The organism is Acidovorax sp. (assembly GCF_027492855.1).
Taxonomy (GTDB): domain Bacteria; phylum Pseudomonadota; class Gammaproteobacteria; order Burkholderiales; family Burkholderiaceae_C; genus Acidovorax.
In genome coordinates this window covers 55,563-80,369 of sequence record NZ_JAPUDY010000047.1, presented here as the reverse complement: position 1 = coordinate 80,369, position 24,807 = coordinate 55,563, and the positions used below count along the sequence as shown (strand labels likewise).

The following is a 24,807-nucleotide window of genomic DNA, read 5'->3' as shown; positions in this document are numbered from 1 at the left end:
AACATCGAGATCGAGCGCAGCACCCAGGTGGTGGTGGACACCGTGCGCGAGGCCGTGCAGGAAAGCCTGGGCCGCCTGCAGCCGGTGCTGGAGGCCCTGCTGAAGGAAAAGGGCTTGTCGCTCGACGACTTCGTGCAGGCACCCGTGTTGCCACACTGACCCTATTGCTCCGATTACCCCGATGTCCCTGGTGGTGCGCCCGTTGGCGCTGAGCGACCTGGCCGACCTGCTGGCCGTGCAACTGGCCTGCTATGGCGAAGGTTTTGTGGAGAGTGGCGAAGTGTTTGCCCGCCGCCTGGCCAGCCCGGTGAACTGCTCGCTGGTGCTGGAGCGCGGCGGCCAGGTGTGCGCCTACCTCGCGGCCTACCGCTCGCGCCTGTGCAAGGTCACGCCGCTGCACGGTGATTTCGAGGGCTCCGCCGTCGCCGAGGGCATCGACACGCTCTACCTGCATGACATGGCCGTGTTGCCTGCACTCGCAGGCCAGGGCCTCGCGCAGGCCCTGCTCGCACCGCTGTGGGAGCGCGCGCGGCACGACGGCCTGCTTTATTCCGCGCTGGTGTCGGTGCAGGGATCGCAGGGCTACTGGGCCCGCCACGGGTATGCCGAGCATGTGCTGCCGGATGCCATGCAGCGCCAGCGCCTGGCCACTTACGGCGAGGGCGCTACGTACATGGTGCGCGGCCTCGCCCCCTCGGCATGATGAGGACACATCGTTTGCCACCGGTGGATGAACGTTCATCCATAGCGGCAGCGCAGTGTCTTTTTTGCTGCATCGATCGATCTTTACAGGTACCACCATGCCATTGCCCAGTTTCTTGCGACTGATCCTTCTCGCGGCCCTGTGGGGCGGCAGCTTTCTTCTGATGCGTGTGGCGGCGCCGGTGCTGGGCGCCTTGCCCACCACCTTTGCCCGCGTGCTGCTGGGCGCGGCCGGGCTGGGGCTTTTGCTGCTGGTGTTGCGCCAGCGCCCACGGTTCGGGGGCAAGCTCACAGCCACGCTGGCGCTGGGCGTGGTGAGTTCGGGCATCCCCTTTCTCATGTTCGCCTTTGCTGCGCGCATTCTTCCGGCGGGTTACAGCGCCATCCTCAATGCCACCACGCCGCTGATGGGCGTGCTCATCGGCGCACTGGCGTTTGGCGAGCGCATCACGGCTGCCCGTGTGGGCGGGGTGGTGCTGGGCATGGCGGGTGTCGCCGTGCTGGCGCAAGCGGGGCCCGTGGCACTCACACCCGAGGTGTTGATGGGCATGGGCGCCTGCCTGGTGGCCACGGCCTGCTACGGCCTGGCCGGGTTCCTCACCCGGCGCTGGATCACCGAGCGCGGCGGGCTCGACAGCCGCACCGTGGCCCTGGGCAGCCAGATGGGCGCCGTGCTGGTGTTGCTGCCTTTCATCGCGTGGGAGGTGTTTCGCCAGCCGTCGGCGCCAGCGGCCTGGCTGACTGCGCCTGCGCAGGTGTGGGGGGCTTTGGTCGCACTGGGCTTGTTGTGCACGGCATTGGCCTATGTGCTGTATTTCCGGCTCATCGCCGACGTGGGGCCGCTGAAGGCGCTCACGGTGACTTTTTTGATCCCGCTGTTTGGCGTGGCCTGGGGCTGGCTGCTGCTGGGCGAGCCCGCTACCGCAGCTCATGCGGCCGGGGGCAGCTTGATTGCCGCGTCGCTGTGGCTGGTGCTGCGGCCTGTGCCTGCGGCGGCACCGAGAGCGCGTTGACGGGCAGTGGTCAGGCGGCGTGGTCATAATGCGCGCCATGCCCCACCGCTGGAAACCCAACGTCACCGTGGCCGCCCTCATCGAGCGCGATGGCCGTTTTTTGCTGGTCGAGGAAGAGACGACGGACGGTCTCAAGCTCAACAACCCCGCAGGCCACCTGGACCCGGGCGAATCACCCATCCAGGCCTGTGCCCGCGAGGTGCTGGAAGAGACCGCCCACGACTTCGAGCCCACGGCGCTGATCGGCGTGTACCTCAACCGTTTCACCAAGACACGCACGGGCGACGACCTCACCTACATGCGTTTTGCGTTTGCAGGCACGCTGGGCACGCACCACGGCTGGCGCTCGCTCGACACCGGCATCGTGCGCACCCTGTGGCTCACGGCGGATGAAATCCGCGCCTGCCCCGAGCGGCATCGCAGCCCGTTGTTGCTGCGCTGCCTGGAGGACTATCTGGCGGGCCAGCGCTTTCCGCTGTCGCTGGTGCATACCGACATTTCGGTGACCGAGCCGTCGGCTTCGTGAATACAAAATCTTTTTTGGACCGCATGTAACCCGCTGCGCACGCAGGGCGAATTACAAGGCAGAGAGCATGGCATTGCGCCCCGCTCTCTGGCCCTTCCTCGATTCAACCCTGACCACAACGGAGTTTCATATGCCTTCCATCCATGCCAAATCTACCGCCTCCTTCGCCCTGACTGCCGCCCTGCTGGCACTCGCATCCACCAGCTTCGCGGCCGACGCACCCAAGGGCAGCAAGGGCGCGGCCATTGGCGCCAATGACAAGGTGCACTGCTACAACGTGCACGACTGCAAGGGCAACAGCGACTGTTCCACCGCCGAACACAGCTGCAAAGGCCAGAACGCCTGCAAGGGCCACGGCTTCAAGGCCAAGACGGCTGCGCAGTGCCTGATGGACAAGGGCACCATCGGCGATATCTCGGGCTGATGATTTCGGCGGTTCCGTTGCCGCAGCCGCAGCGACGGAACCATCTGTACACCATGACGCACGACCCCCTTGCCGCGCGCGGCACCGGTTTTGGCCTGGGCCTGCGCACTCAGCACTACGCTGATTTTCTGGAGCGCAAGCAGCCGCTCGATTGGCTGGAAGCCATCACCGACAACTATCTCATCGACGGCGGCAAGCCGTTGGCGGTGCTTGATGCCATTCGGCGTGATTACCCCGTCGCCCTACACGGCGTGGCCATGTCCATCGGTGCCGCGCAGGGTGTGGATCTGTCGTACCTGCGGCGCGTGAAGGCGCTGGCCGACCGTATCGAGCCGCTCTGGGTGTCTGACCACCTGTGCTGGACGGGCCCCGGCCCCGAGCAACTGCACGACCTGTATCCACTGCCTTACACCGATGCGTCCGCGCGGCACGTCATTGCCCAGATCCGCCGTGCCCAGGATGTTTTGGGCCGCAGGCTGGTGGTCGAGAACGTTTCTAGCTATATCCACTACCGGCACGACAGCGCCAGCGAATGGCAGTTTCTGGCCCATATCGCGCAAGAGGCCGACTGCTTGCTGTTGGTGGATGTGAACAACATTTACGTGAGCAGCGTCAATCACGGCTTTGACCCGCTCACCTACCTGCACGCCTTGCCTGCGCACCGCGTGCAGCAGATCCACTTGGCAGGGCACTCCGATCACGGCGACCACATCGTCGACACGCACGACCATCCGGTGGCCGCGCCCGTGTGGGCGCTGTACGCCCAGGCATGCCAGCGCTTTGGTGCCGTGGCCGCGATGATCGAGCGCGACGACCACATCCCGCCGCTGGCTGAGCTGCTGGGCGAGATGGACATTGCCCGGCGCATTGCCGCCGAGCATGTGGCCGCGCCGGCACCGTTGCCGCCCGCTCCTGTGGTTCTCCCGGCTGCATCGGATGGCAGCATGGCACTGCCCGCGCTGCAACGCCACTTTGCCGACCGCGTGCTGGCCGAAGTGCTGCCGCCGGAAGCAGCCGACGACCTCATCATGGGACGGATGCGCACCTACCACCACGCTTACCGCGCGCGGCTGGCCGAGGTGCTGGCTGATACCTATGCCAAGACCTGTCTCTACATGGGCTCGGATGCATTTGAAGCGCATGCGCGCGACTACGCCGTGGCCCACCCGCCCTATGCGCGCAGCCTGAACCGATATGGCGAAGGCCTGGTGGATGCGCTGCGCCAGCAGTACCCCGGCAACCCCGAACTGCACGAATTGGCCCAACTGGACTGGGACCTGCGCACGCGCTTTGACGGTGCTGACGTGCCCGCGCTGGCCCCGGAGGCTGCACAGGCCACGGGCGACTGGACCTCGCTGCTCGGTGTGCTCCACCCCAGCGCCCTGCTGCGCACGGTGACGACAAACGTAGTGAGCCTGTGGAATGCCATCCACACCGACGATGCCGTGCCCGAGGCGGTGGCCCTGCCCGCGCCTGCCACGCTGCTGGTGTGGCGCAAGGGCCACCAGCCGCACTTTCGCACCCTGGATGCCTCCGAGGCCGCTTGGGTGCGCCAGCTCTACGCGGGTGTGTCGGTGCACGGCGCTTGCGCCGCGCTGCTCGAAGCAGGGCTGTGGAATGGCGACCCCACCGTGCTCAGCCCGTGGCTGGCGCAGTTGCTGAATGATGGGCTGGTGCGCGCTGAAGGGGCCTGCGAACCCGGTGCGGCAGAAGACACGGCACTCACGAACGCCTGCACCTCCCTGCCGTGAGCCTGCGCGCTCAGCAGGCCTGCGCCGGTCAGTGCTTCCGGGCCTGACCCAGCGCGCGGGCGCCGCAAAAAATACAATCGGTGCAATGACAGCACCAACCAAGCAACGCGTCGTCGTCGGCCTTTCGGGCGGCGTGGACTCGGCCGTGACCGCCCACCTTCTCAAGCAGCAAGGCCATGAGGTGGTCGGCATTTTCATGAAGAACTGGGAAGACGATGACGACAGTGAGTACTGCTCGTCCAACATCGACTTCGTGGACGCCGCCGCCGTGGCCGATGTGATCGGCATCGAGATCGAGCATGTGAACTTCGCGGCGGACTACAAGGACCGCGTGTTCGCCGAATTCCTGCGCGAATACCAGGCTGGGCGTACGCCCAATCCTGATGTGCTCTGCAATGCCGAGATCAAGTTCAAAGCCTTCCTCGACCACGCCATGCGGCTGGGGGCCGAGAAAATCGCCACCGGCCACTACGCACGGGTTCGCCAGAACCCCGCCAGCGGCCTGTTCGAGCTGCTCAAGGGGCTAGACCCCAGCAAAGACCAGAGCTACTTTCTGCACCGGCTTAACCAGGCCCAGCTGTCAAAAACCTTGTTTCCCGTGGGCGAGTTGCACAAGACCGAGGTGCGGCGCATTGCCGAAGAAATCGGCCTGCCCAATGCCAAGAAGAAGGACTCCACTGGCATTTGCTTTATCGGCGAGCGGCCGTTCCGCGAGTTCCTCAACCGCTACATCAGCCACGCGCCTGGCCCCATCCAGGACGACCGGGGGCGCACTCTGGGCAAGCATGTGGGCCTCTCCTTCTACACCTTGGGCCAGCGGCAAGGCTTGGGCATTGGTGGCATCAAGGAAAAAGGCGTCCAGCGCGGCGGCGGTGAACATGAGCCCTGGTTCGTGGCCCGCAAGGACCTTGAAAAAAACACACTGCGCGTGGTGCAGGGGCACGACCACCCCTGGCTGCTGTCCCATTCACTTGACGCACAGGATGCGAGCTGGACCTCTGGCCAGGCCCCTGTGCCAGGGACCTACGCGGCCAAGACCCGCTACCGGCAGCAAGACGCCGCCTGCACGGTGGTCGGTGCGCAAGAAGCGGGCTTTCGGCTCCAGTTTCCACAGGCACAGTGGGCCGTGACACCGGGGCAGAGCGCTGTGCTGTACGCGGGCGATGTTTGCCTGGGCGGTGGCGTCATTCAATCGAACTCAGATTGAGAAGCATTTCGGCAATTTGGGTCGAATTGGCTATTGAAATATGGATACAAACACAGATAAAACTGTGAAAAAAGCTATTGATTTTGAAATTTAATAGCTTTTTCAGTAAATCTTGTGGTGCCATGTCCACAGACGTTGGTATGGGCAGGGCGGTTACACGAAGTTGACCTTGGTTTACCTTCAGAAATTGATTTCAGGCAGGCAAGCCTCCTAAAATTCCAGCACCCCCGTCTTTGAAACCATATGTATCGAAAGATACATATTGATTTCTGACAGTCCATTCCCTGCGGCGGCCGTTGAATCGGGCCGACGCTTGATTTGTGTGCATGCCATGCCTCTAGCGACCTCCCTGCCCGCCAGTCCCGAGATCACCCAACGCCTTGCCCAGCAGCAGTGCGCAACGCAATGGAGGGGCTTTTTTCAGGCCCTCGCAGCCGAGTTCGCAGCTGCGCTGCCTCCGGAAGATCTGCGCGCGCTGATGTTTCGGGTGGGCGTGCGGTTTGCGGCGGAGCATCCTTTGCCCAACTGCACCACCCTCGACGATCTGCAGCGCGGCATGACGGCGGTGTGGGACCGGATCGACTGGGGTTGGGTCCACTTGGCGCAGGAATCTACGCAACTGGACATTCGCCACAGCCTGTCCCCGGTGTCCGCCGCGTTCGGGCCCAACCACGTGCAATGGTCCGGCGGTTTCCTGGAGGGGGTCTATCAGAGCTGGTTCGAGCAGGCGGGTGCCGGGCAACTCAAGGTGGTTCAAGTCGCGCCCGCAGATGCGTGGGGAGGCGTGCATCTCCAGCTGACGCGCTGAGCCCTGCGGGTTTTGGTTTTCTATGATTTGGTATTGGCGGTGACCCGTGAAGAACTCTGACGACATCGTGAACCTCTTCCAACAATTCGGGGCCAAGGCCGACCCCTATCAGGAGTTGGCGCGCAAGCATGAGCACAAGCTTTCCAGTGAGCGTTGGCCCCTTCTTTCCGCAGTCCGCGACGCGATGGGCGAAGACGTGCCTCCAGTCCAACGCCGGGTTGGGACCACACCGGCGTCAGCCCCCTTACCGCCAAGCGCGCCCGCTCGAACTGCCGCGTGGCCCGACGCCGCAGATGAGGCGCGGCGCGCAGCGCCGCAGGCCCTGAAGGTCCCTGTGTCAGTCATGGCTTTTTCACCCGCTCCCACACCAACATCCGCGATGCCACCAGACCGCTCGCCCGCTTCGGCCGCTCCAAACTCCCGTTCACCCCTGGCCAGTCTGGCCGGGCTGCACGCAGGGGCAGGGGCTTCTGCACGTGACGAGCACGCCAAATCGCGGGATCCGTTGCCCGTCGATTTGACGTCGGTTTTTGCGCGCCTGGCCGATGAATCGCCTTCCGGATCGACCTCGGCCTGGCAGCCTCGCAAGGGCCATTTATGAAGGTGGTTGCCATCGTTTCAGCCAAAGGGGGCGTGGGCAAAACGACCCTGACAGCGAACTTGGCGACAGCGCTAAAGCGCCAGGGTGTGGCGACGGTGCTGGTGACCGACCTGGATCCCCAGAACGCGCTCGGCCTGCATTTCGGGGCCGATCCTGGTGCCCTCGCGGGCGTCTCCCGCGCCAGTCTGGCGGGTGAAGACTGGACTTCGGTCTGCATACAAAGCCCTTCAGGGGTGCATGTGCTGCCCTACGGGGTGGTGACCGAGGCCGACCGCATGGCCTTCGAGCGTCATCTGGAAGCGCGCCCGGACTGGCTGGTGCAGCAATTGCAAAGCCTGGACCTGCCGCAGGACGCTGTCGTGTTCATCGATACACCGCCCGGCCCCTCCGTTTATATGCAGCAGGCACTGACGGCTGCCCAGGTGGTCGTGGTGGTCAGTTTGCCTGATGCAGCGTCGTATGCGGCATTGGCTCTGATGCAACGCCTGGTGCAGGCTTATTGCACGCCGCGCCCTGATTTTTCTGAAACGCTGTATGTGCTGAACCAGGCGGATGGAGCGCGTCAGCTGTCCAAGGACATCACGCGCGTGATGCGAGAGGGCTTGGGCGAGAGCCTGATCGGAGTGATTCACGAAGACCAGGCCGTGCGCGAGGCGCTGGCCTATGACCAGAGCGTTCTGGAATACGACGCGAACGGCCAAGCGGCCGATGACTTGCGAATGTGCGCGCGCGTGTTGGCGCAGCGCCTGGGGTTACGGTTGGCAAGGGCGGCGCCATGAGCACGGACCAACGGCCCCAGGCCGATGAAGTCGCCGACAAGGATTCGCACAGCCCCCAGGCGCACTGGCGCACTGTGGTACATGCCGTGACCGGCTGGGAGCTCTGGACGCACCCCATGGCCCGCATCGTTGCCGTGGTGTTCAGCGCGTTGCTGTTGGGGCTGGTCATCAGCGTGCCGCTGGACCTGTCAGGCCAGATTCTTTTTTCCCTGGGCTCTTTTGGTGCAGCGCTGCTCCTGAGCCGGACGCCCGGTCGGTTGTCCACGCTGGCGATGATCGTGTTGTCGATCTCAGCGTCTTCGCGCTACATCTACTGGCGGCTCACGGACACCATTGGTTTTACGCATTGGGTGGATGCGGCCTTTGGCTACGGGCTGGTGCTGGCCGAACTGTATGCCTTCGCGGTGCTGCTCATTGGCTACTTTCAGACGGCCTGGCCCTTGCAGCGCCGCCCGGTGCCCATGCCTTCGGACGTGGATACCTGGCCCAGCGTGGACATTTTCATTCCCAGCTACAACGAACCACTCGAGGTGGTGCGCCAGACGGTGTTTTCTGCCATGAGCATGGACTGGCCCGCAGACCGGCTTCACGTCTACGTGCTCGATGATGGCCGCCGCGCCGAATTCCGCGAGTTCTGTGAAGAGTTGAACGTGGGTTACGTGACTCGGGACAACAATCACCACGCCAAGGCCGGCAATATCAATGCGGCACTCAAGGTCACGAGCTCCGAATACGTTGCGATTTTTGACTGCGACCATATTCCCACGCGTTCTTTCCTGCAGGTCTGCATGGGCTGGTTCTTCAAGGACACCAACCTGGTGATGCTGCAGACGCCCCACGTCTTTTTCTCGCCCGACCCCTTCGAACGCAACCTGGACACCTTCCATCGCATGCCCAATGAGGGCGAGCTGTTCTACGGCATCGTGCAGGATGGCAACGACCTCTGGAATGCCTCGTTCTTCTGTGGCTCCTGCGCCATCATCCGGCGCAAGGAACTGCTGGAAGTGGGGGGCATCGCAGTAGAGACCGTTACCGAGGATGCGCACACCGCGCTCAAGCTCAGCCGCTTGGGCTACAACACCGCCTACCTTGAAGTGCCCCAGGCCGCGGGCCTGGCCACCGAGAGCTTGTCTGGCCACGTGGGCCAGCGCATTCGATGGGCACGGGGCATGGCGCAGATTGCGCGCACGGACAACCCGCTGTTCGGCAAGGGGTTGAAATTCGGCCAGCGGCTGTGCTACCTCAACGCGATGCTGCACTTTTTCTACGGTTTGCCGCGCCTCGTGTTTCTCACGGCGCCGCTGGCCTACCTGTTCTTTGGCGCTCATGTGTTCCAGGCCACTGCGCTGATGATCACCGCCTATGCGCTGCCCCACCTGGCCCATGCCAGCGTGACCAATTCCCGCATCCAGGGGCGCTTTCGCTACTCGTTCTGGAACGAGGTGTATGAGTCGGTGTTGGCCTGGTACATCATGCGTCCCGTGCTCGTGGCCTTCTTCAACCCGAAGCTGGGCAAGTTCAACGTGACCGCCAAGGGCGGCGTGATCGAAAAGGCGTATTTCGACTGGACCATTGCCCGGCCTTACGTGGTGTTGCTGATCCTCAACCTGATCGGCATCGCGGTGGGCATCTGGAAGCTCTTTTCGTCCGCAGGTGACGAAACCACGACGCTGGTCATCAACATGGTTTGGACCATCTACAACATCATATTGCTGGGGGCCAGCGTGGCCGTGGCCAGCGAGACGCGCCAGATCCGTGGTACCCCCCGCGTGGCGGCCAGCCTGCCGGCGGTGATCCGGTTCGAGAACGGCCGTACTCTGGTGTGCAAGACCGAAGACTTCTCTCAGCACGGCCTGGGACTGACCGTGCCGCCGGACAGCGACATTCCCATGGGCAGCCGCCTTTCGGTGTCGCTGTTCCGATCGGAAGAAGAAGGTGTTTTCCCGGCCATCGTCACGTTCAACGGTTCCGGTCGCCTGGGGGTGAAGTTCGACAACCTCAGCCTGCATCAGCAGGCAGAACTGGCGTCGTTGACCTTCGCACGGGCCGATGCATGGATTGCCACCTGGGGCGCGGGCCAGCGTGACAAACCGCTGCGTTCACTCAAGAGCGTGGTTGTGATCGGATTGCGCGGCATGGGGCAATTGGCGACCACTGCCGTCAAGTCCTTGAAGCCCCGTTGAGCACGCTCCACACGTTTTCAGTTCTTCCCGTTTCCTGAGATCCGACACCATGACTTTTAAAAGACCTTTGACAGCGCGGCTGCCGCGCAAGCGCATGCTGCCTGCCATGCTGGCCTTGGCTCTGGCAGGAACGGCCGTGCCCGTTTCGCAACTTGCAGCAGCCCCCGCGCCCGCAGCGGCAGCAGCGGTGGAGGTGCCAATGGCCGAGTCCGGAGTGCGTGTGCGCCGCGTCAGCTTCAAGGATCTGGGGGCGCTTTTCCCGCTCCAATTGCGCGGGGTGGATGGCACCAGTGGCGTGGCCTTCAGCGTGCGCGGCGATGAAGTGGTGACCGGCGCCAAACTGAAGCTCAATTACTCCTATTCGCCCGCTCTGCTCACCAACCTGTCGCACATCAAGGTGCTGGTGAACGAACAGGTGGCGGCCACGATTCCCGTGACCACGCAGCAGGCCGGTGAGAATTTGCAGCGCGAGATCGTCATTCCGCCGCGCCTCATCACGGAATTCAACCGGCTGAACCTGCAACTTATCGGCCACTACACGATGGAGTGCGAAGACCCGCTGCATTCCAGCCTGTGGGCGAACATCGGCAACGACAGCGTGCTGGAGCTCACGGTGACACCCGTGGCCCAGGCCAACGACCTGGCGCTCTTGCCTCAGCCCTTTTTTGACCGCCGGGACGTGCGCCCCCTGCAACTTCCCATCGTGTTCAATGCGGCCCCCAATGCGGGCACCCTGCAGGCCGCAGGCACGGTGTCGTCATGGTTTGGCGCACTGGCCGGTTTCCGTGGGGCCAAATTCCCATCTTTCATCGGTGAATTGCCGCCGCGTGGCAATGCGGTGGTGATGGTGGCAGGCAAGTCGCAGGCCCCGGCAGGCGTGGCGCTGCCGGAGATTCAGGGCCCGACCGTGGCGGTAGTCAACCATCCGTCTGACCGCAATGGCAAGCTGTTGCTCGTCATGGGCCGCGACGATGCCGAACTGGCGGTGGCGGCCAAAGCCGTGGTGGTGGGCTCGTCCACCTTGTCCGGTTCGCTCGCGCGGATCACTGAGGTCACCGAGCTCAAGCCCCGCAAGCCCTACGACGCCCCCAATTGGCTGGCCAGTGACCGGCCCGTGAAGTTCGGTGAACTGGCGGAGGCCCAGGCGCTCAACGTGGCTGGCTATTCGCCCGATCTGATCCGCGTGAATTTCTTCCTGCCGCCCGACCTGTTTGGATGGCGCACGAAGGGCATTCCGGTGGACCTGCGCTACCGCTACACCCCGCGGCCCAACCCTGACAAGTCCACGCTGAACATCAACGTGAACCAGCAGTTCTTGCAGTCCCTGCCTTTGCGCGCAGTGAGCCACGAGGAGCCGGGCAGGCTGGACCGCCTTATCACCAAGGTGTTGCCCGCTGGCGAACTGGTGCCGGAGCGCGAGAAGTTCCATATCCCGCTGTTCAAGCTGCCGGCCCAGTCGCAGTTGCAGATGCATTACTTCTACGACGTGATCAAGCAGGGCGCCTGCAAGGACGTGCATCTGGACAACGTCCGGGGCGCGGTCGAAGCCGATTCGACGATCGACATTTCCGGCTTCCCGCACTTCATCGCGATGCCGGACCTTGCGGCCTTCGGCAATGCCGGGTTCCCTTTCACACGCATGGCCGACCTGTCGGAAACCGCGGTGGTGATGCCTGACAAAATGGGCGCAGAAGAAGTGGGTACTTACCTGGGCCTGATGGGGCTCATGGGGCGCGCCACGGGGTTTCCGGCACTAGGCGTGACCGTGGCGCAGGCCCAGCAAGCGGAGCTTCTCAGCGACAAGGATCTGCTCGTCATTTCCTCTGGCGGCGGCAACCAATCGTTGCTCAAGCAATGGGCCAGCGCCATGCCTGCAGCGCTCCAGGGCGATGCCAAGAGCTTCCAGGTGGCTGATTTCGCCCACCGTATCCTGCGCTGGTGGGGCTTCGAGGAAGAGTCGGAAACCCGCACGCGCCGCAACCAGGTGGCCTTCTCCAGCACCAGCACGGATGCCTTTATTGCCGGTTTTGAATCGCCTCTGCGCAGCAGCCGCAGCGTAGTGCTGGTGGCGAGCAACCAGCCCGCAGGCCTGGCGCAGGTGATGGATGCCTTGCTCGATGCCGAGGCCCTTACCAAAGTGCAGGGCAGCACCACGGTGATCCGGGGCAAGCAGGTGGACAGCGTGATCGCCGAGAAAAACTACCATGTCGGCCAATTGGGGCCGATGCTGTACGCGCAATGGTTTCTCGCGCGCAATCCGCTGCTCCTGATCCTGCTGGGGGTATCCGCCGCTGTGCTGGTGGCCATCATCCTGTACCTTTCGCTCAGGGCGCGTGCACGCGCACGGCTGAAGCAAAAAGGCTGAAGGCCGCGCGCCCGATTTTTCTGAGTCACGCAACACATTCCTGGCCGCCTTAGCGGCCGGGAGCCTCGCAGGGAGAAGGAAGGCATGTCCTCCAAACGTCGTCGTCACCACACACTCGCCATGGGGCTGCTGGCCTCGCTGATGGCGCCTGCTGCGGCCTGGGCGCAGACCGGAGCCGAGCAAACCCTGCTGGACCAAGGGCAATACTGGCAGGAGCGTGGCGACACCGACCGGGCTGGGGAAGCCTGGCAGAAGCTGCTGCGCATCAACCCCAAGAACGCCCAGGCGCTCTATGGCATGGCGCTGGTGGAGCTGAAGGCCCAGCGCCCTGAGGGCGCACAGCGCTACCTCAACCAGTTGCAGGCCGCGCACCCGAGCAGCCCGCTAGTAAGCCGACTGCAGGAATCCATCCGCATGGGGCGCAGCGGGCCTCAGATCGAAACCGCGCGCCAGCAGGCCCGCAGCGGCCAGGCCAGCCAGGCGCTGAGCACCTACCAGGCCGCACTGGGGGACCGCGCTCCCACTGGCCCGTTGGCGCTGGAGTACTACCAGACCCTGGGGGCCACCGCTGGCGGCTGGGATGAGGCCCGCCGTGGACTGAGCCGCATGGCGCAAGAATCGCAAGAAGACCCGCAGATTGCCCTGGCCCTGGCCCAGCACCTCACCTACCGCGAGTCCACGCGCCGCGAGGGCATCACCCAGCTTGCGCGTTTGGCTGAGCGTCCCGACGTTGGCAAGGCCGCCACCGAAAGCTGGCGCAAGGCACTGGCCTGGACCGGAACCCGTTCGGCCGACATTCCGCTGTACCAGGAGTTCTTGCGCGCCCACCCTGGCGATACGGCGGTGCAGACACGGCTGGTACAGGCGCAGAACCTGCAAAAGCAGGCTCAGAACCCCAGCCGTCCTACGGGGGGAGACCCGCTACGTCTGCGCACCACTGCCGGTTTCCAGTCGCTGGACGATGGCGAATTGGACGCCGCCGAGGCCGCGTTCCAGAGCGTGCTCGAATCGCGTCCAAGCGACGGCGATGCACTGGGCGGACTGGGCATTCTGCGGCTGCGCCAGGAGCGTTTTGCCGAAGCGCGCGGCTTGCTGGAGCGCGCTTCGCGTGCGGGCTCGGCGGGCCGTTGGAAACAGGCGCTGGAGAGCGCCACCTACTGGAGCCTGGTCGAGCAGGCCACCAGCGAGCGTGAGCGCGGCGATACGGCCGCTGCCCGGCGCACGTTGGAGCAGGCGGTGCGCCTGAACCCGTCCGAATTGACGGCGGAAACCGATCTGGCCGATCTGCTCGTGGAAAGTGGGCAGTACGACGCCGCCGAGGCCGCCTACCGGCGGGTGCTGGCCCGTCAATCGGACAACCCGGATGCCGTGCGCGGATTGGTCGGCGTGCTGGCGCAAAACAACAAGGCCGCCGAGGCATTGGCACTGGTCGAAAAACTCTCGCCCTCGCAGCAGGAAAAGGTCGGCGCTTTGGGCCGCCTGCGCGCCTCGCAGGCCCTGGGCCAGGCCCGTGCCGCCACGGAGCGGGGCGATATCGCCGCCGCGCGCACGGCGCTGGAAGATGCATTGCTCAACGACCCGGCCAGCCCCTGGGTGCGCCTTGATCTGGCGCGCCTGTACTTGCGCATGGGCGCCGTGGCCGAAGCCCGTGGCGTGATGGATGGCCTGCTGCTGTCCAACCCCAACATGCCCGAGGCGCTGTATGCCAGCGCGTTGCTGGCTTCCGAAGCCAGCGACTGGCCGGGGGCACTGGCCCTCTTGGACCGCATTCCCGAAAAGCACCGCACGCGCGACATCGCGGCGCTGCAAAAGCGCGTGTGGGTGCATGTGCAGGCCCAGGCTGCTTCGGCCCTGGCGGCGGAGGGCCGACGCCCTGAGGCGCTGGCCGCCTTGGCCCAGGCGGAATCCTTCGCCACGCAGGACACCGAATTGTTGGGCGCATTGGCGCTGGCCTATGCCGACGCGGGCGACCCCCAGCGTGCGCTGGGCATGGTGCGCCAGGTGCTGGCGCGCACGCCCCGGCCTGATGTGGGCCTGCGGCTGCAGTACGCGGCCACCTTGCTCAAAACCCAACAGGATGTGGAGCTGGCAGGCATCCTGCGCCAGTTGCAAACGGCACCCATGAGCGAGCGCGAGCGCCGCAGCTTTGCCGATATTCGCCGCGCCTACATCGTGCGCCAGGCCGATGGCCTGCGCGAAGCGGGCGACCTGGTCGCGGCCTACGACACGCTGGCCCCGCTGCTGGCCGAGTCTCCCGAGGACCCCCAGGTCATGATGGCCCTGGCCCGCATGTATGCGGCCAACAACGACTACGCCCAGGCGCAGGCGCTGTATGCGCGGTTGCTGGAAAAGTCGCCCAACGACATCTCCCTGATCCTGCAGACCGCAGCCATGGCCACCGGGACCAAAGACTACGGCTATGCGGAGTCGCTGCTGTCCGTGGCATTGGCGCGCGCTCCCCGCGACCCCGAGGTGCTGACCGCCGCAGGGCGGCTCTACCGAGCACAGGGCAAGAACACCAAGGCCACTGAATTTTTCACAGCAGCCGTGGCGGCAGAGAATACTCAGCGGGACGCGGTGCTGGCGGCCAGCGGGGTGGCGGCAGGCCCTGCCCGGTCGGGCAACCCGTTTGCGCAGCGTGCCACAGGCATGCAGCGGATGAGCGGTGCAGGCCTGGCGGTCCCGACGGCGTCGTCGTCAGCCTCTGTGGCCCGTGCACCCCTGGGCTATACGCCCATGCAATATGCGCCGCAGCCGGTGGCGCGCAACAACGCACCGGCGGGGCTCTATATTCCAGACCCCGCAGGGGCCAGCCGGTTCGCACCGCCGCAGCAGATGCTGGTGCAGCCCCCGCCGCCGACGCCTGCGAACTACTACCCGGAAGCCGTCGCTCCTGCGCCCGCCGCCCAAAAGACGGCGTCGCCGCCTGCGACGACGCGGCGCGGCGCTGCAACGGCCCCCGCATCGGTGCAGCGCCAGGCTCCGGTGGCGCCGGCTGCTGGGAGCATTGCCGCGCCCACCTCTTCGTCCAACTACGCTCCGGCGGCCTTGCCAGCGCAACCCAACGCGGCCGCAGGCTACATCGCGCCAGTGCAGGCCTATGCGGGCTATGCCGCTGCGCAGCCCCCTGTGCAGCAGGCGCAGTGGGCTCCCGCCATGGCCCCACAGCCATCCGCGTGGGCCACGGCGGGCACGTTGGGCACCGTGCCAGACCCCGCACGGCCACGCACCGTGCGTGACGAACTGCGCGAAGTGCAACAAAGCCAGATCACCACCTTCTCGGTCGGCGTCACGGCGCGTGCGCGCCAGGGCGAAGCGGGCATGAGCCAGCTCTCCGAGATCGAGGCCCCGGTGCAGCTCAAGATGAGCGTGGGTGACGGCCACTTGATCCTCGGAGTGACTCCAACCGGCGCGAGCGCCGGATCGCCGGGCTCGTCCTACGGAACCATCAGCCGGTTCGGCGGTGGCCCGGTCGCGGCGCTGGACATGCCCGGGCGCGCGCCTGGATCGCAAACCGACAGCGGCGTTGGATTGAGCGTGGGCTATGAGTCCGGCGGGCTCAAGGTCGATATCGGCAGCACGCCACTCGGTTTTGGCCAGGCGGATGTGACGGGTGGCGTGCGATACCGCATGCCCATCAACGACCAACTGACCATGTCGGTGGATCTGTCGCGCCGGCCTGTGACCGACAGCCTGCTGTCGTTCGCCGGGGCCCGCGATGCCCGCACCGGCGACCGCTGGGGTGGCGTGTCGGCCACAGGGGGGCGTGCCGATCTGACCTGGGACGATGGCGAGCTGGGCGTGTATGGCTATGGTGCCCTGCATGGCCTTACGGGAACGCGGGTGCGCAGCAATGCGCGCGCCGAACTCGGTGGGGGCATGTATTGGCATGTGCACCGCACTTCGGATGCAGACCTCACGGCGGGCCTGAGCTTCACGGGGCTGTCGTACCAGCGCAACCTGCGCTACTTCACGGCGGGCCACGGCGGGTATTTCAGCCCGCAGCAGTTCCTCTCGTTCGGTATCCCCGTCGAGTGGGCGCAGCGCAATGGCCGCCTGTCTTACCAGCTCAAAGGCTCGCTGGGCGTGCAGTATTTCAAGGAAGATGCCGCCCCCTACTTCCCCAACAGCCCATCACGGCAGGCGTCTGCGGCGCTGGCGGCCGCCGATGCGCTGGCGTTTGGCGAAACCGGTGCTACGGCCACCTACCCCGGCCAGTCGCACACGGGCCTGGGCTACAACCTGGGCGCGGCCATGGAGTACCAGATGCATCCCCAGGTGTTCGTAGGGGGACACCTGTCGTTTAACAATGCGCGCAACTACCGCGAATTCGTGGGCGGGCTGTATGTGCGTTATGCCTTCCAGCCTTACAACGGGTTGCAGATATTCCCGGTGAACCCACTGCGCTCACCCTACGCCACGAACTGAGGCGCTCGTCCACGCGCTTTGGCCAAAGAAAAGGCCCGCTGCACACACCGTGCAGCGGGCCTTTTTTTTGTGTATGTATCTGCCGCCCCGCCTGTTGTCGTGCGGTGGGGCGGTAGGCTCAATGGCGGTGCCTTTTTGCTTAAGGCGCAGATTGCTTGGCGCCCACGAACACGGTGTGTGCGCGCGTCCCGGCCACCGACAGGCCGGCCGTCAGAATGCGCAAGCCAATCACATTGCCATTGGCATCGAACTGCGCCGAGGCCGACCCGGACTGTGACGGGCCGGATGCCAGGCCACAGGTGATGGGCGCATTGGGACTGTTGAGGTAGCCAAATGCTTCGACGCGGTACAGGTTCAGGCCGCTGCCGAGTTCACCGAGGAGCTTGCCAGCGACTTCGCAGCCGCTGGAGGTGAGGCCCGTGATCGCGCCATCGGCAAACACCGTGAGTGTCGTCGTGTCGCCGCCAAACCCGGCGCCCGCCATCTTGTAGGTGTGGGCAATCAGGGCCGTGGTCGGCACCTTGCCCGCAGGCAGGGCATACAGGGGGTCGGGCATGACGCTGAAACGGGTGGGGAAGCCGCCCGGCTGCGTGGGATAGCTGAAGGTGCCGCTGAACAGGTTGGCCGTGCTGGAGCCGCTGTTGCTTTGCAGCGTGCCGTCGATCAGCACGGCCTCGCTATAGGCGCCGGTGTTGGCCAGCAGGCGGTTGAAGAACACCCCATCGCTGGCGGTCACGAAACGGTTGTTCGTGGCATTGTTTTCATAGCGGATGAGGCGGCCATACAGCGCGTTGTGATCAATGCTGCTGTTGGTATAGAAGAACAGGCCGCCATCAGGGAGCACACTGCCCCAGACGGAGGTGTCGCCCACCACGCCCGACGGCAGCGTGAACGAGCCCTGCCAGTTGCCCGCCACGGACAGCGGCGTGGCCGAAGGCGGCACCGTGGTGCGCGGGTCGGCGATGCCATTGAGGGTGTAGGTGTTGTCGGTGCCCGTGGCATTGCGCGTGAACGCCCAGATGCCGTTGGGCACGCCTGCAGCGTCGAACCGCAGCACAGCAATGCCCGACTGCTGGGTGCCGGAGGCCCCGCAGGCGGCGCTGTCGCCCGAGAGGTTCAGCGTGAGCGAGTACAGGGGTGAGTCTGCCGCACGTGGTGTGGCTGTGCCCGTTACCAAGCAGCCGCCGATGCGGCCCGAGAGCTGGCCACGGGGGGTGACTGTGAGCACCCACCCACCGCCAAACACGCCTGTGCCGCGGTAGGTGCCCTCGATCAGGCTGGCGCTTGCCGGGTGGAAGTTCAGGCTGCTGTACGAGAGTTTCAGCGGCACCACGGCGCCCGAGGCGGCGGCGGTTTGCACCGGGTCGCTGTAGTTGCCGCTGATGGCGTCCGTGCGGCCGATCTTGCCGCTGTTCGATGCCGTGCCGCGCAGCGTCAAGCCCGTGGCGAACTTGCCGTCCTGCACCGAGAAATACGTGACCCCGGTGGCCACCACCGCCGTGACCTTGACATTCAGACGGCCGTAGATGGCGTCGAAACCAGCGGCGCCCGGCGCTTCGCGCGCCAGGTAGAACTCGCCGCCTGTGCCCTGCGGGCCCGGGTCGATATAGCCCACCACTTGGCGCTGTGCCGCGCCGGTGCCGACGGTTCCTTCCCACACACCGCCGGGATACTGCTGCACGCCCGGAGCGGGGCCCACGTCTTCGCCGTCGGAGCCACCGCCGCAACTGGCGAGCAGCGCCGCAAAGGTCAAGGAAAGCCAGGAATATTTGCGCATCATGGACAGAAAAAGGGTCAGTGGCTGATGGATGGAAATTTGTCGAGAACCCGCCGTGGCACCCCGTTGCATGGGGCCGCGCCATCTCTATCAGGCACGGGCGGTCGCATGGGCTCCCATGCCAGTTCCATTGTGCCAGCAGTCGGTGCGAGGCACGATAGCTGCGTGGGCGGGAGCAGTTCTGCGGTGATGTGTATTTTGCTATAAAAAATATAGCTTAAAATGCACGTCAATCAAGCGATAGGGAGCAATTTGATCAAATAATTATTTGCCACATGAAAAAAGGTCCACCCCTTTTCGGGAGCAGACCTTTCATGGCGAAAAATCCCTGGAAGACTCAGAACGGGATGTCGTCGTCCATATCGTCGAAACCCGAGGCAGCACGGGGCGCCTGGGCTGCGGGCGCTGGTGCCGGGCGTGGTGCGGGCGCTGGGGGGCGTGCCTGGGGTGCGGCGCGGCGGGGGGCCTCATAGCCGCCACCGTTGTCACCGCTGCCATAGCCGCCACCGTCGTCGTAGCCGCCGCCTTGCTGGCCGCCACCCCCTTGGCCGCCACCGCCCATGCCCTGGCGGCTGCCGAGCATCTGCATCTGGTCGGCGCGGATTTCGGTGCTGTATTTCTCCACACCGCTCTGATCGGTCCACTTGCGGGTGCGCAGGCTGCCTTCCACATAGACCTGCGAGCCCTTGCGCAGGTACTGGCCGGCGATTTCGGCCAGGCGGCCGTTGAAGACCACGCGGTGCCACTCGGTGGCTTCCTTCATCTCACCGGTTTGTTTGTCTTTCCACTTGTCGGTGGTGGCAATCGTCACGTTGGCCACCTGGTCGCCACTGGGGAAGGTGCGCATTTCGGGGTCGCGGCCCAGGTTGCCGACGATGATGACTTTGTTTACGGATGCCATGGTGCAGTCTTTGTCTAAAAGGGGAACAAAGCGCCGGATTTAGGGGCGTTTCCGGGCGCCAAACGCGCCATTGTGCCGTAACCGGTGGGCAATGGAAGCCCCCGCAGCTCAGCGCCCCACGGGCCGCAGCGGCCAGGTCAGCACCAGCCACAGGGCAGTGAGCCCGGTGGTCACAGCAAAAAGACCGGGCGCGCCTGCCCACTTCACCAGGGCACCACCCAGGGCGCCGCCCGCAAACAGGCCCAGCGACTGCAAGGTGTTGTAGCTGCCCAGCGCGGCGCCGCGCACATGAGCGGGCGCCATGCGCGACACCAGGCTGGGCTGGCTGGCCTCCAGCGCGTTGAACCCGCAGAAAAACAGAAAAAGCAGCGGCCCCAGCACCCACAGCGAGGCTGAGAGGCCGCTGGCTGCCAGCAGGCCCAGCCCCGCCTGCACCACCAGCACCAGCGCAATGGCCCCCAGCAGGGCAGCGCGCAGGCGCCCGGCGCGCTCCAGTGCAAACAAGCCGCCCATGGCCACGAACGACAGCACAACCGCAGGCAGGTACACCTGCCAATGGAGATCTTTGGCAAGCCCTGCCTGCACCAGCATGGCGGGCACGGCCACCCACATGGACAGCTGCACGGTGTGCAGCACGAACACGCCCAGGTTCAGGCGCAGCAGGTCTGGCTGGGCCCACACCTCGGCCAGCCGCCCCCGGGGTGCGTTTTGGTGCTGCGCGGGTTCGGCGGGCACCCACCACACCACCACCGCCACCCCGGCCAGAGCCAGCGCACAGGTCAGGCCGAACAGCCCCGCCAGCCCAATGTGGGCGGTGAGCACAGGCGCCAGCACCAGCGCCACGGCAAACATCAGGCCGATGCTGCCGCCCACCAGTGCCATGGCCTTGGTGCGCACCGCATCGCGCGTTTGGTCGGCCAAGAGGGCCGTCACTGCGGCCGACACAGCGCCCGCGCCCTGCAGCGCGCGGCCCAGCAGCAGCCCGGTGAGTGAATCGGCCAGCGCAGCCAGCAGGCTGCCCGCCGCAAACACCAGCAGGCCGAATACGATCACGCGCTTTCGCCCAAAGCGGTCGGAGGCCATGCCCAGCGGCAACTGCAGCACCGCCTGCGTAAGGCCGTAGATACCCATGGCCAACCCCACCAGCGCTGGGTCGTCGCCGCCGGGATACTTGCGTGCTTCCAGTGCGAACACGGGCAGCACCAGGAACAGGCCCAGCATCCGCAGCGCAAAGATGAGGGCCAGGCTGACGCTGGAGCGGCGCTCCAGTGGGGTCATCGTGGTGGTGGGCACGGGCGGGGAAACGGTGGTTGGCAAGGGCGAAGGCACGTAGGGGCGCTCGGATCAGATCGTCGGGCGGGAGGAGGCGAAACTGCGATTTTCGCCCATCATCCTGCGGTACCCGTGCAACTTGTCCAAGCTGGGGTTGATTTACGGCGGCTGAAGGGCGGGCGAATCCCCATTTGGAATGCAACCAGAGCGTGCCATCAGCCCTCTGTATGGATGCACACACGTTCAAGTATCGCTGCGGAAAATGCCTTGGCTGTTTCATTCCGCGCAAGCTGCGCCACGGGTTGGCGCGCACCCCGACTACACTAGAGAGCCCCGCATTTCGCACCTGAATCCGCGGTTCAAAACCAACCCGGCGGCCGCCTTGAAGATCTTTCAGCGAGAGCAGCGTTCACTGTTCGGTGAAATCCTGGACTGGATGCTCACGCCGCTGCTGCTGCTGTGGCCCGTGAGCCTGGCGCTCACCTGGCTGGTGGCGCAGGGCCTGGCCAACAAGCCGTTTGACCGTGCGCTCGAATACAACGCCCATGCCCTGGCCCAGTTGGTGAGCGTGGCGGACGGCAGGGCGCAGTTCAACCTGCCCCAGCCCGCCAGCGAGATCCTTCGCGCCGATGATTCGGACATCGTCTATTACCAGGTCGTCGGCCCCGGCGGCGAATTCCTGTCGGGTGAGCGTGAACTGCCCGCGCCGTCGAGCGAAGAGGTGCCTCAGTCGGGCGAGGTGCGGCTGCGCGACGCCGAAATGCGTGGCATCGAGATCCGCGTGGCCTATATCTGGGTGCGGTTGCCGTTGCCCGACACGCCGGTGGCGCTCGTCCAGGTGGCTGAAACCCGCGAAAAGCGCAGTGTGCTGGCCACCGAAATCATCAAGGGCGTAATGCTGCCGCAGTTCGTTATCCTGCCGCTGGCCGTGCTGCTGGTGTGGCTGGCGCTGGCGCGTGGCATCCAGCCGCTCAACCAGCTGGAGCAGCGCATCCGTGCGCGCAACCCGGACGATCTCTCGCCGCTGGACGACCGCACCGTGCCGCTTGAAGTGGCGCCGCTGGTGGCGTCGGTGAACGACCTGCTCACGCGCCTGAACGACTCGCTGGCCACGCAAAAGCGCTTTTTGGCCGATGCCGCGCACCAGCTCAAAACGCCGCTCGCGGGCCTGCGCATGCAGGCTGACCTGGCGCAGCGTGAGGGCACCAGCACCGAAGAGCTCAAGCGTTCACTGCAGCAGATCGGGCGCTCCAGCATCCGCGCCACCCACACCGTCAACCAGTTGCTCGCGCTGGCGCGCGCCGAAGGCAGCGGCGTGGGTTTTGCGCGCCAGCCCTGCGATCTGGCGCGCCTGACCATCGAGGTGGTGCGCGACTCGGTGCCCCGTGCGCTCGACAGGAAGATCGACCTGGGCTACGACGGTGCCGAGCCCGGTTCGCCCGGCGTGCTGCTTGATGGCAATCCAACGCTGATCAAGGAACTGGTGCGCAACCTGGTGGACAACGCAATCAACTACACGCCTTCTACCCCCGATCGGCCCGGTGTCGTCACCGCCCGCGTGTTGGCCGACACCTTTGGCCACGTGCTGCTGCTGCAGGTCGAGGACTCAGGCCCCGGCGTGCCCGAGTCCGAGCGTGAACTGGTATTTCAGCCCTTTTACCGGGCGCTGGGCAGCGAGGCCGATGGTTCGGGTCTGGGCCTGCCCATCGTGCTCGAAATCGCACGCAAGCATGGCGCCGAGGTCAGCCTGGAAGACGCCCGCCCCGGCCAGCAGCCGCCCGGTGCGCAGTTCAGTGTGCGGTTCGTGGCGCGGGGCTGAGATAGGCTGGCGTCATTCAACCGCAACTGCGCAAGGTTTTGCCCACCATGGCGCTGCGCAGCGCGTCGAGCTGTGGGCGCAGCGCATCGTTCACGGCGGGCAGGCGCAGCGTGAAGCCGGTCGCGTCGGGGCGCTCCTGCAGCACGCGGGCCGTGCGTACGCCCTTGTTGCCCAGGTTGGTGAGTTCGCGCTCGGCGGCATCTTTGGTGGAGAAGCGGCCCAGCGACAGGCCCAGCTCCAGCGTGCCGCCCGCGCGGTCGAAATCCACCTTGCGCGCGCGCAGCTCGGCGCGTTTTTTGTCCAGGGTTTCCACGTCGTCAAAACGGCCCATATAGACCATCCAGCGGCCAGGGATGGGTGTGGGCTCCAGCACCCAGCTGCCCTGCGGCAGGCCAGAGGCTGCGGCGCGCAGGGCCTCGGCCTGGCGCTCGTCGAACACGCCGGCCTGCAGGCATTCCGCGGGGTCTGCGGGCGGAGCTGGGGTGTCGACGGCGGCTGCTGCGCTGGTGGTGGCTGCCGGGGCCGGTGTGCTGGAGGCCGTCTTGCCGGGGGCCACCTTGAGGATCTGCAGCGTCTCGGGCCGGATCTGTTGGTCCATGCGCTGGGGCTCGGCCTGCTCCTCGGGGGCCAGGCCCCAGGGGCGCAGATGGCCTTGCGACCACGCGAAGTAGCCCGCATTGGCTAGCAGCAGCACGATCACGGCGAGTCGCAGCATGGAAAAGAGCCTTTCGGTCGTGGGGTGGTCGTGGGTGTTGTCACACCGGCGGCACGGCGCTCGGTCGCACGCTGATCTCGGAGCTGGTAATGGCCTGCATGCCGCCGGCTGTGTGCACCAAGAGCGCGCCGTCCTCGCCCACGCCATGCGCCATGCCCGCAGTGCCGTCGCTCAGCGTCACCGCGCGGCCCTGCAGCACGTCGCGCGCCGCAAAGCGCGGTTGCATGGGTGCAAAACCATAGCCCTCGAACGACTGCAGCATGGCCACCAGCGGCGCCACGATGCGCGCCAGGGCCGCGGGCGCGGTGAGGCCGGGCTCCACGTCCTGCAGGCTGCCGGGCGGCATGCTCATGCCCTCTGGGCTGCGCGGCAGCACGTTGATGCCGATGCCCACCACCACGTAGCGCGCGGCGCTGGCCTGCGCGGGCGCAGCCTGGGGCGCCACGAAACTCGCCGTCTCCACCAGGATGCCGCCGAGCTTGCGGTCGCCCGCCGCACCGCCCAGCCACAGGTCGTTGGGCCACTTCAGACCCACGCGCGCGGGCTGGCCCGCTCCCAGCGGGGGCAGCACGGGCTGCAGGCTCTCGGCCACGCTCACGCCTACGGCGAGCGACAGGCCGGACCAGTCTTTTGGCGCCAGCGGCAGCCCCAAAGACATCATCAAAGACGCCCCTACGTCGCTCTGCCACACGCGCCCCAGCCGCCCGCGCCCGGCGGTTTGCTGCTCGGCCACCAGCAGCGTGGGCTCGCATTGGCCTGCGCGCGCGCGGCGCATGAGCTCGGTGTTGGTCGAGTCGATGCTGGGCAGCACCTCGACGGTAAAGCCCGGCAGCAGGGGCGAAACGGCTTCCCAGATGGCCTCGGCGGGCCAGCGGATGGGCTGCTGTTGCGGCTGCGCGGCGCTGCTGTTCATCGCTTGGCCTTTTTGGCGGCCTTGGCGGAAGGTTTGGACTGTGGCAGCGGCACGGGCGGCGCCCAGCCGCGTTTGGGTGCCAGCAGCGTGCCCCGGCAGTTGGCGCTGCCACACCAGCAGGGGTATTCGGCCTTGAGTTTGGGGGTGTAGCGCTCTTCAATGATCAGGCCGTAGTCGTAGTTCAACTCTTCGCCCGCTTTGATGTTGCGCAGCGCGGTGATGAAAATGCGGTTGTCCTGTTCGTCGGCGTAGCAGTTGGGGTTGCAGCTGTGATTGATCCAGCGCGACGAATTGCCGCCGAACTTGGCGTCGATCACGTGGTCTTCATCCACATGGAAGTAGAACGTGTGGTTGGGCTGGAGGGGGTCGTGTGGGTGGCGGTCCTGCGCCTCCTCCCAGCCGATCACTTCGCCCGTGTACTCCACAAGGACTTCGCCCTCTGCAATATCCTGCACCGCAAACACGCCCCTGCCATGCACGCCGGAGCGCCGGGTCTGGATGCGGCGGCCTGGTGCGAGAGAGGGGGCGGCAGGCGATGCGGAGCGGGGCATGGCGAAAACTCTGTTAACTTGATGGTGCACACGTATGTGCGTGCGCGTGTATGCGTGTGCATGCGCGTGAGA

At 65.6% G+C, this 24,807-nt stretch carries 19 protein-coding genes and 1 pseudogene; 14 read left to right on the top strand and 6 right to left on the bottom strand.

The window, feature by feature from the left end:
- The 13 genes and pseudogenes from Q0105_RS09155 to Q0105_RS09095 form a co-directional block, all read left to right on the top strand.
- Positions 1-159, top strand: a pseudogene (locus Q0105_RS09155) (riboflavin synthase); the annotation flags it as partial.
- A 22-nt stretch (positions 160-181) separates the two neighbouring features.
- Positions 182-703, top strand: a complete 522-nt coding sequence (locus Q0105_RS09150; RefSeq protein WP_298210985.1) for a GNAT family N-acetyltransferase — start codon at positions 182-184, stop codon at positions 701-703.
- 97 nt (positions 704-800) lie between these two features.
- Entirely contained in the window at positions 801-1,715 is a 915-nt protein-coding gene (locus Q0105_RS09145; RefSeq protein WP_298210983.1) for a DMT family transporter, read from the top strand.
- Between the two features lie 37 nt (positions 1,716-1,752).
- Entirely contained in the window at positions 1,753-2,241 is a 489-nt protein-coding gene (locus Q0105_RS09140) for an NUDIX hydrolase (protein ID WP_298210980.1), read from the top strand.
- A 130-nt stretch (positions 2,242-2,371) separates the two neighbouring features.
- Positions 2,372-2,665 carry a hypothetical protein gene (locus Q0105_RS09135; RefSeq protein ID WP_298210978.1) on the top strand — a complete coding sequence of 98 codons (294 nt, stop codon included), beginning with the start codon at positions 2,372-2,374 and terminating at the stop codon, positions 2,663-2,665.
- A 53-nt stretch (positions 2,666-2,718) separates the two neighbouring features.
- On the top strand, positions 2,719-4,416 hold the full coding sequence (locus tag Q0105_RS21570; protein WP_366145920.1) for a DUF692 family multinuclear iron-containing protein: 1,698 nt from the start codon (positions 2,719-2,721) through the stop codon (positions 4,414-4,416).
- Between the two features lie 85 nt (positions 4,417-4,501).
- Entirely contained in the window at positions 4,502-5,623 is a 1,122-nt protein-coding gene (gene mnmA, locus Q0105_RS09120) for a tRNA 2-thiouridine(34) synthase MnmA (protein WP_298210976.1), read from the top strand.
- Positions 5,624-5,954: 331 nt separating this feature from the next.
- A complete protein-coding gene (bcsD, locus tag Q0105_RS09115; RefSeq protein ID WP_298210974.1) occupies positions 5,955-6,431 on the top strand; it encodes a cellulose biosynthesis protein BcsD in 477 nt (158 codons plus the stop codon).
- 46 nt (positions 6,432-6,477) lie between these two features.
- The gene (gene bcsP, locus Q0105_RS21565; RefSeq protein ID WP_366145919.1) at positions 6,478-7,032 is read left to right on the top strand and encodes a cellulose biosynthesis protein BcsP; all 555 of its coding nucleotides are present in this window, start codon (positions 6,478-6,480) and stop codon (positions 7,030-7,032) included.
- Complete coding sequence (gene bcsQ / locus Q0105_RS09110) at positions 7,029-7,811, top strand: cellulose biosynthesis protein BcsQ (protein ID WP_298210972.1); 783 nt, start codon at positions 7,029-7,031, stop codon at positions 7,809-7,811. The genes bcsP and bcsQ overlap by 4 nt, the downstream gene beginning before the upstream one ends.
- Positions 7,808-9,994, top strand: coding sequence for a UDP-forming cellulose synthase catalytic subunit (gene bcsA / locus Q0105_RS09105; protein WP_298210971.1), 2,187 nt, complete (start codon positions 7,808-7,810; stop codon positions 9,992-9,994). Before bcsQ ends, bcsA begins: the two co-directional genes overlap by 4 nt.
- Before the next feature lie 49 nt (positions 9,995-10,043).
- Positions 10,044-12,359, top strand: a complete 2,316-nt coding sequence (gene bcsB / locus Q0105_RS09100; protein WP_298210969.1) for a cellulose biosynthesis cyclic di-GMP-binding regulatory protein BcsB — start codon at positions 10,044-10,046, stop codon at positions 12,357-12,359.
- 84 nt (positions 12,360-12,443) lie between these two features.
- Positions 12,444-16,787 carry a cellulose biosynthesis protein BcsC gene (locus Q0105_RS09095; RefSeq protein WP_298210967.1) on the top strand — a complete coding sequence of 1,448 codons (4,344 nt, stop codon included), beginning with the start codon at positions 12,444-12,446 and terminating at the stop codon, positions 16,785-16,787.
- A 139-nt stretch (positions 16,788-16,926) separates the two neighbouring features.
- Here Q0105_RS09095 and Q0105_RS09090 read toward each other — a convergent pair whose 3' ends face one another.
- The 3 genes from Q0105_RS09090 to Q0105_RS09080 all read right to left on the bottom strand — a co-directional run bounded on the left by Q0105_RS09090 (position 16,927) and on the right by Q0105_RS09080 (position 20,743).
- The gene (locus Q0105_RS09090) at positions 16,927-18,567 is read right to left on the bottom strand and encodes a hypothetical protein (protein ID WP_298210965.1); all 1,641 of its coding nucleotides are present in this window, start codon (positions 18,565-18,567) and stop codon (positions 16,927-16,929) included.
- A 334-nt stretch (positions 18,568-18,901) separates the two neighbouring features.
- Entirely contained in the window at positions 18,902-19,465 is a 564-nt protein-coding gene (gene ssb, locus Q0105_RS09085) for a single-stranded DNA-binding protein (RefSeq protein WP_298210963.1), read from the bottom strand.
- Positions 19,466-19,573: 108 nt separating this feature from the next.
- Positions 19,574-20,743, bottom strand: coding sequence for an MFS transporter (locus tag Q0105_RS09080; RefSeq protein WP_298210987.1), 1,170 nt, complete (start codon positions 20,741-20,743; stop codon positions 19,574-19,576).
- A 376-nt stretch (positions 20,744-21,119) separates the two neighbouring features.
- Here Q0105_RS09080 and Q0105_RS09075 point away from each other — a divergent pair, with 376 nt between their 5' ends.
- Positions 21,120-22,556, top strand: coding sequence for a sensor histidine kinase (locus Q0105_RS09075; RefSeq protein ID WP_298210961.1), 1,437 nt, complete (start codon positions 21,120-21,122; stop codon positions 22,554-22,556).
- A gap of 16 nt (positions 22,557-22,572) precedes the next feature.
- Here the strand turns inward: Q0105_RS09075 and Q0105_RS09070 are convergent, their stop codons facing one another.
- From Q0105_RS09070 to Q0105_RS09060, 3 genes are read right to left on the bottom strand one after another with little or no spacing between them, the layout of a single operon-like run.
- The gene (locus tag Q0105_RS09070) at positions 22,573-23,271 is read right to left on the bottom strand and encodes an SPOR domain-containing protein (RefSeq protein WP_298210959.1); all 699 of its coding nucleotides are present in this window, start codon (positions 23,269-23,271) and stop codon (positions 22,573-22,575) included.
- Positions 23,272-23,311: 40 nt separating this feature from the next.
- A complete protein-coding gene (locus Q0105_RS09065; protein WP_298210957.1) occupies positions 23,312-24,184 on the bottom strand; it encodes a biotin--[acetyl-CoA-carboxylase] ligase in 873 nt (290 codons plus the stop codon).
- Positions 24,181-24,735: an SET domain-containing protein-lysine N-methyltransferase gene (locus Q0105_RS09060; RefSeq protein ID WP_298210955.1), complete on the bottom strand. Its 555-nt coding sequence runs from the start codon at positions 24,733-24,735 to the stop codon at positions 24,181-24,183. The genes Q0105_RS09065 and Q0105_RS09060 overlap by 4 nt, the downstream gene beginning before the upstream one ends.
- Between the last annotated feature and the right edge of the window lie 72 nt (positions 24,736-24,807).

What these genes read in the sequence shown, in the direction of transcription:
- Q0105_RS21570 (WP_366145920.1), top strand. Translation starts at nt 2,719, where the DNA reads ATGACGCACGACCCCCTTGCCGCGCGCGGCACCGGTTTTGGCCTGGGC.
- Q0105_RS09145 (WP_298210983.1), top strand. Translation starts at nt 801, where the DNA reads ATGCCATTGCCCAGTTTCTTGCGACTGATCCTTCTCGCGGCCCTGTGG.
- Q0105_RS09140 (WP_298210980.1), top strand. Translation starts at nt 1,753, where the DNA reads ATGCCCCACCGCTGGAAACCCAACGTCACCGTGGCCGCCCTCATCGAG.
- Q0105_RS09095 (WP_298210967.1), top strand. Translation starts at nt 12,444, where the DNA reads ATGTCCTCCAAACGTCGTCGTCACCACACACTCGCCATGGGGCTGCTG.
- ssb (WP_298210963.1), bottom strand. Translation starts at nt 19,465, where the DNA reads ATGGCATCCGTAAACAAAGTCATCATCGTCGGCAACCTGGGCCGCGAC.
- Q0105_RS09150 (WP_298210985.1), top strand. Translation starts at nt 182, where the DNA reads ATGTCCCTGGTGGTGCGCCCGTTGGCGCTGAGCGACCTGGCCGACCTG.
- Q0105_RS09060 (WP_298210955.1), bottom strand. Translation starts at nt 24,735, where the DNA reads ATGCCCCGCTCCGCATCGCCTGCCGCCCCCTCTCTCGCACCAGGCCGC.
- Q0105_RS09070 (WP_298210959.1), bottom strand. Translation starts at nt 23,271, where the DNA reads ATGCTGCGACTCGCCGTGATCGTGCTGCTGCTAGCCAATGCGGGCTAC.
- bcsQ (WP_298210972.1), top strand. Translation starts at nt 7,029, where the DNA reads ATGAAGGTGGTTGCCATCGTTTCAGCCAAAGGGGGCGTGGGCAAAACG.
- Q0105_RS09090 (WP_298210965.1), bottom strand. Translation starts at nt 18,567, where the DNA reads ATGATGCGCAAATATTCCTGGCTTTCCTTGACCTTTGCGGCGCTGCTC.
- bcsD (WP_298210974.1), top strand. Translation starts at nt 5,955, where the DNA reads ATGCCTCTAGCGACCTCCCTGCCCGCCAGTCCCGAGATCACCCAACGC.
- Q0105_RS09080 (WP_298210987.1), bottom strand. Translation starts at nt 20,743, where the DNA reads ATGACCCCACTGGAGCGCCGCTCCAGCGTCAGCCTGGCCCTCATCTTT.
- Q0105_RS09135 (WP_298210978.1), top strand. Translation starts at nt 2,372, where the DNA reads ATGCCTTCCATCCATGCCAAATCTACCGCCTCCTTCGCCCTGACTGCC.
- bcsA (WP_298210971.1), top strand. Translation starts at nt 7,808, where the DNA reads ATGAGCACGGACCAACGGCCCCAGGCCGATGAAGTCGCCGACAAGGAT.
- bcsB (WP_298210969.1), top strand. Translation starts at nt 10,044, where the DNA reads ATGACTTTTAAAAGACCTTTGACAGCGCGGCTGCCGCGCAAGCGCATG.
- Q0105_RS09065 (WP_298210957.1), bottom strand. Translation starts at nt 24,184, where the DNA reads ATGAACAGCAGCGCCGCGCAGCCGCAACAGCAGCCCATCCGCTGGCCC.
- mnmA (WP_298210976.1), top strand. Translation starts at nt 4,502, where the DNA reads ATGACAGCACCAACCAAGCAACGCGTCGTCGTCGGCCTTTCGGGCGGC.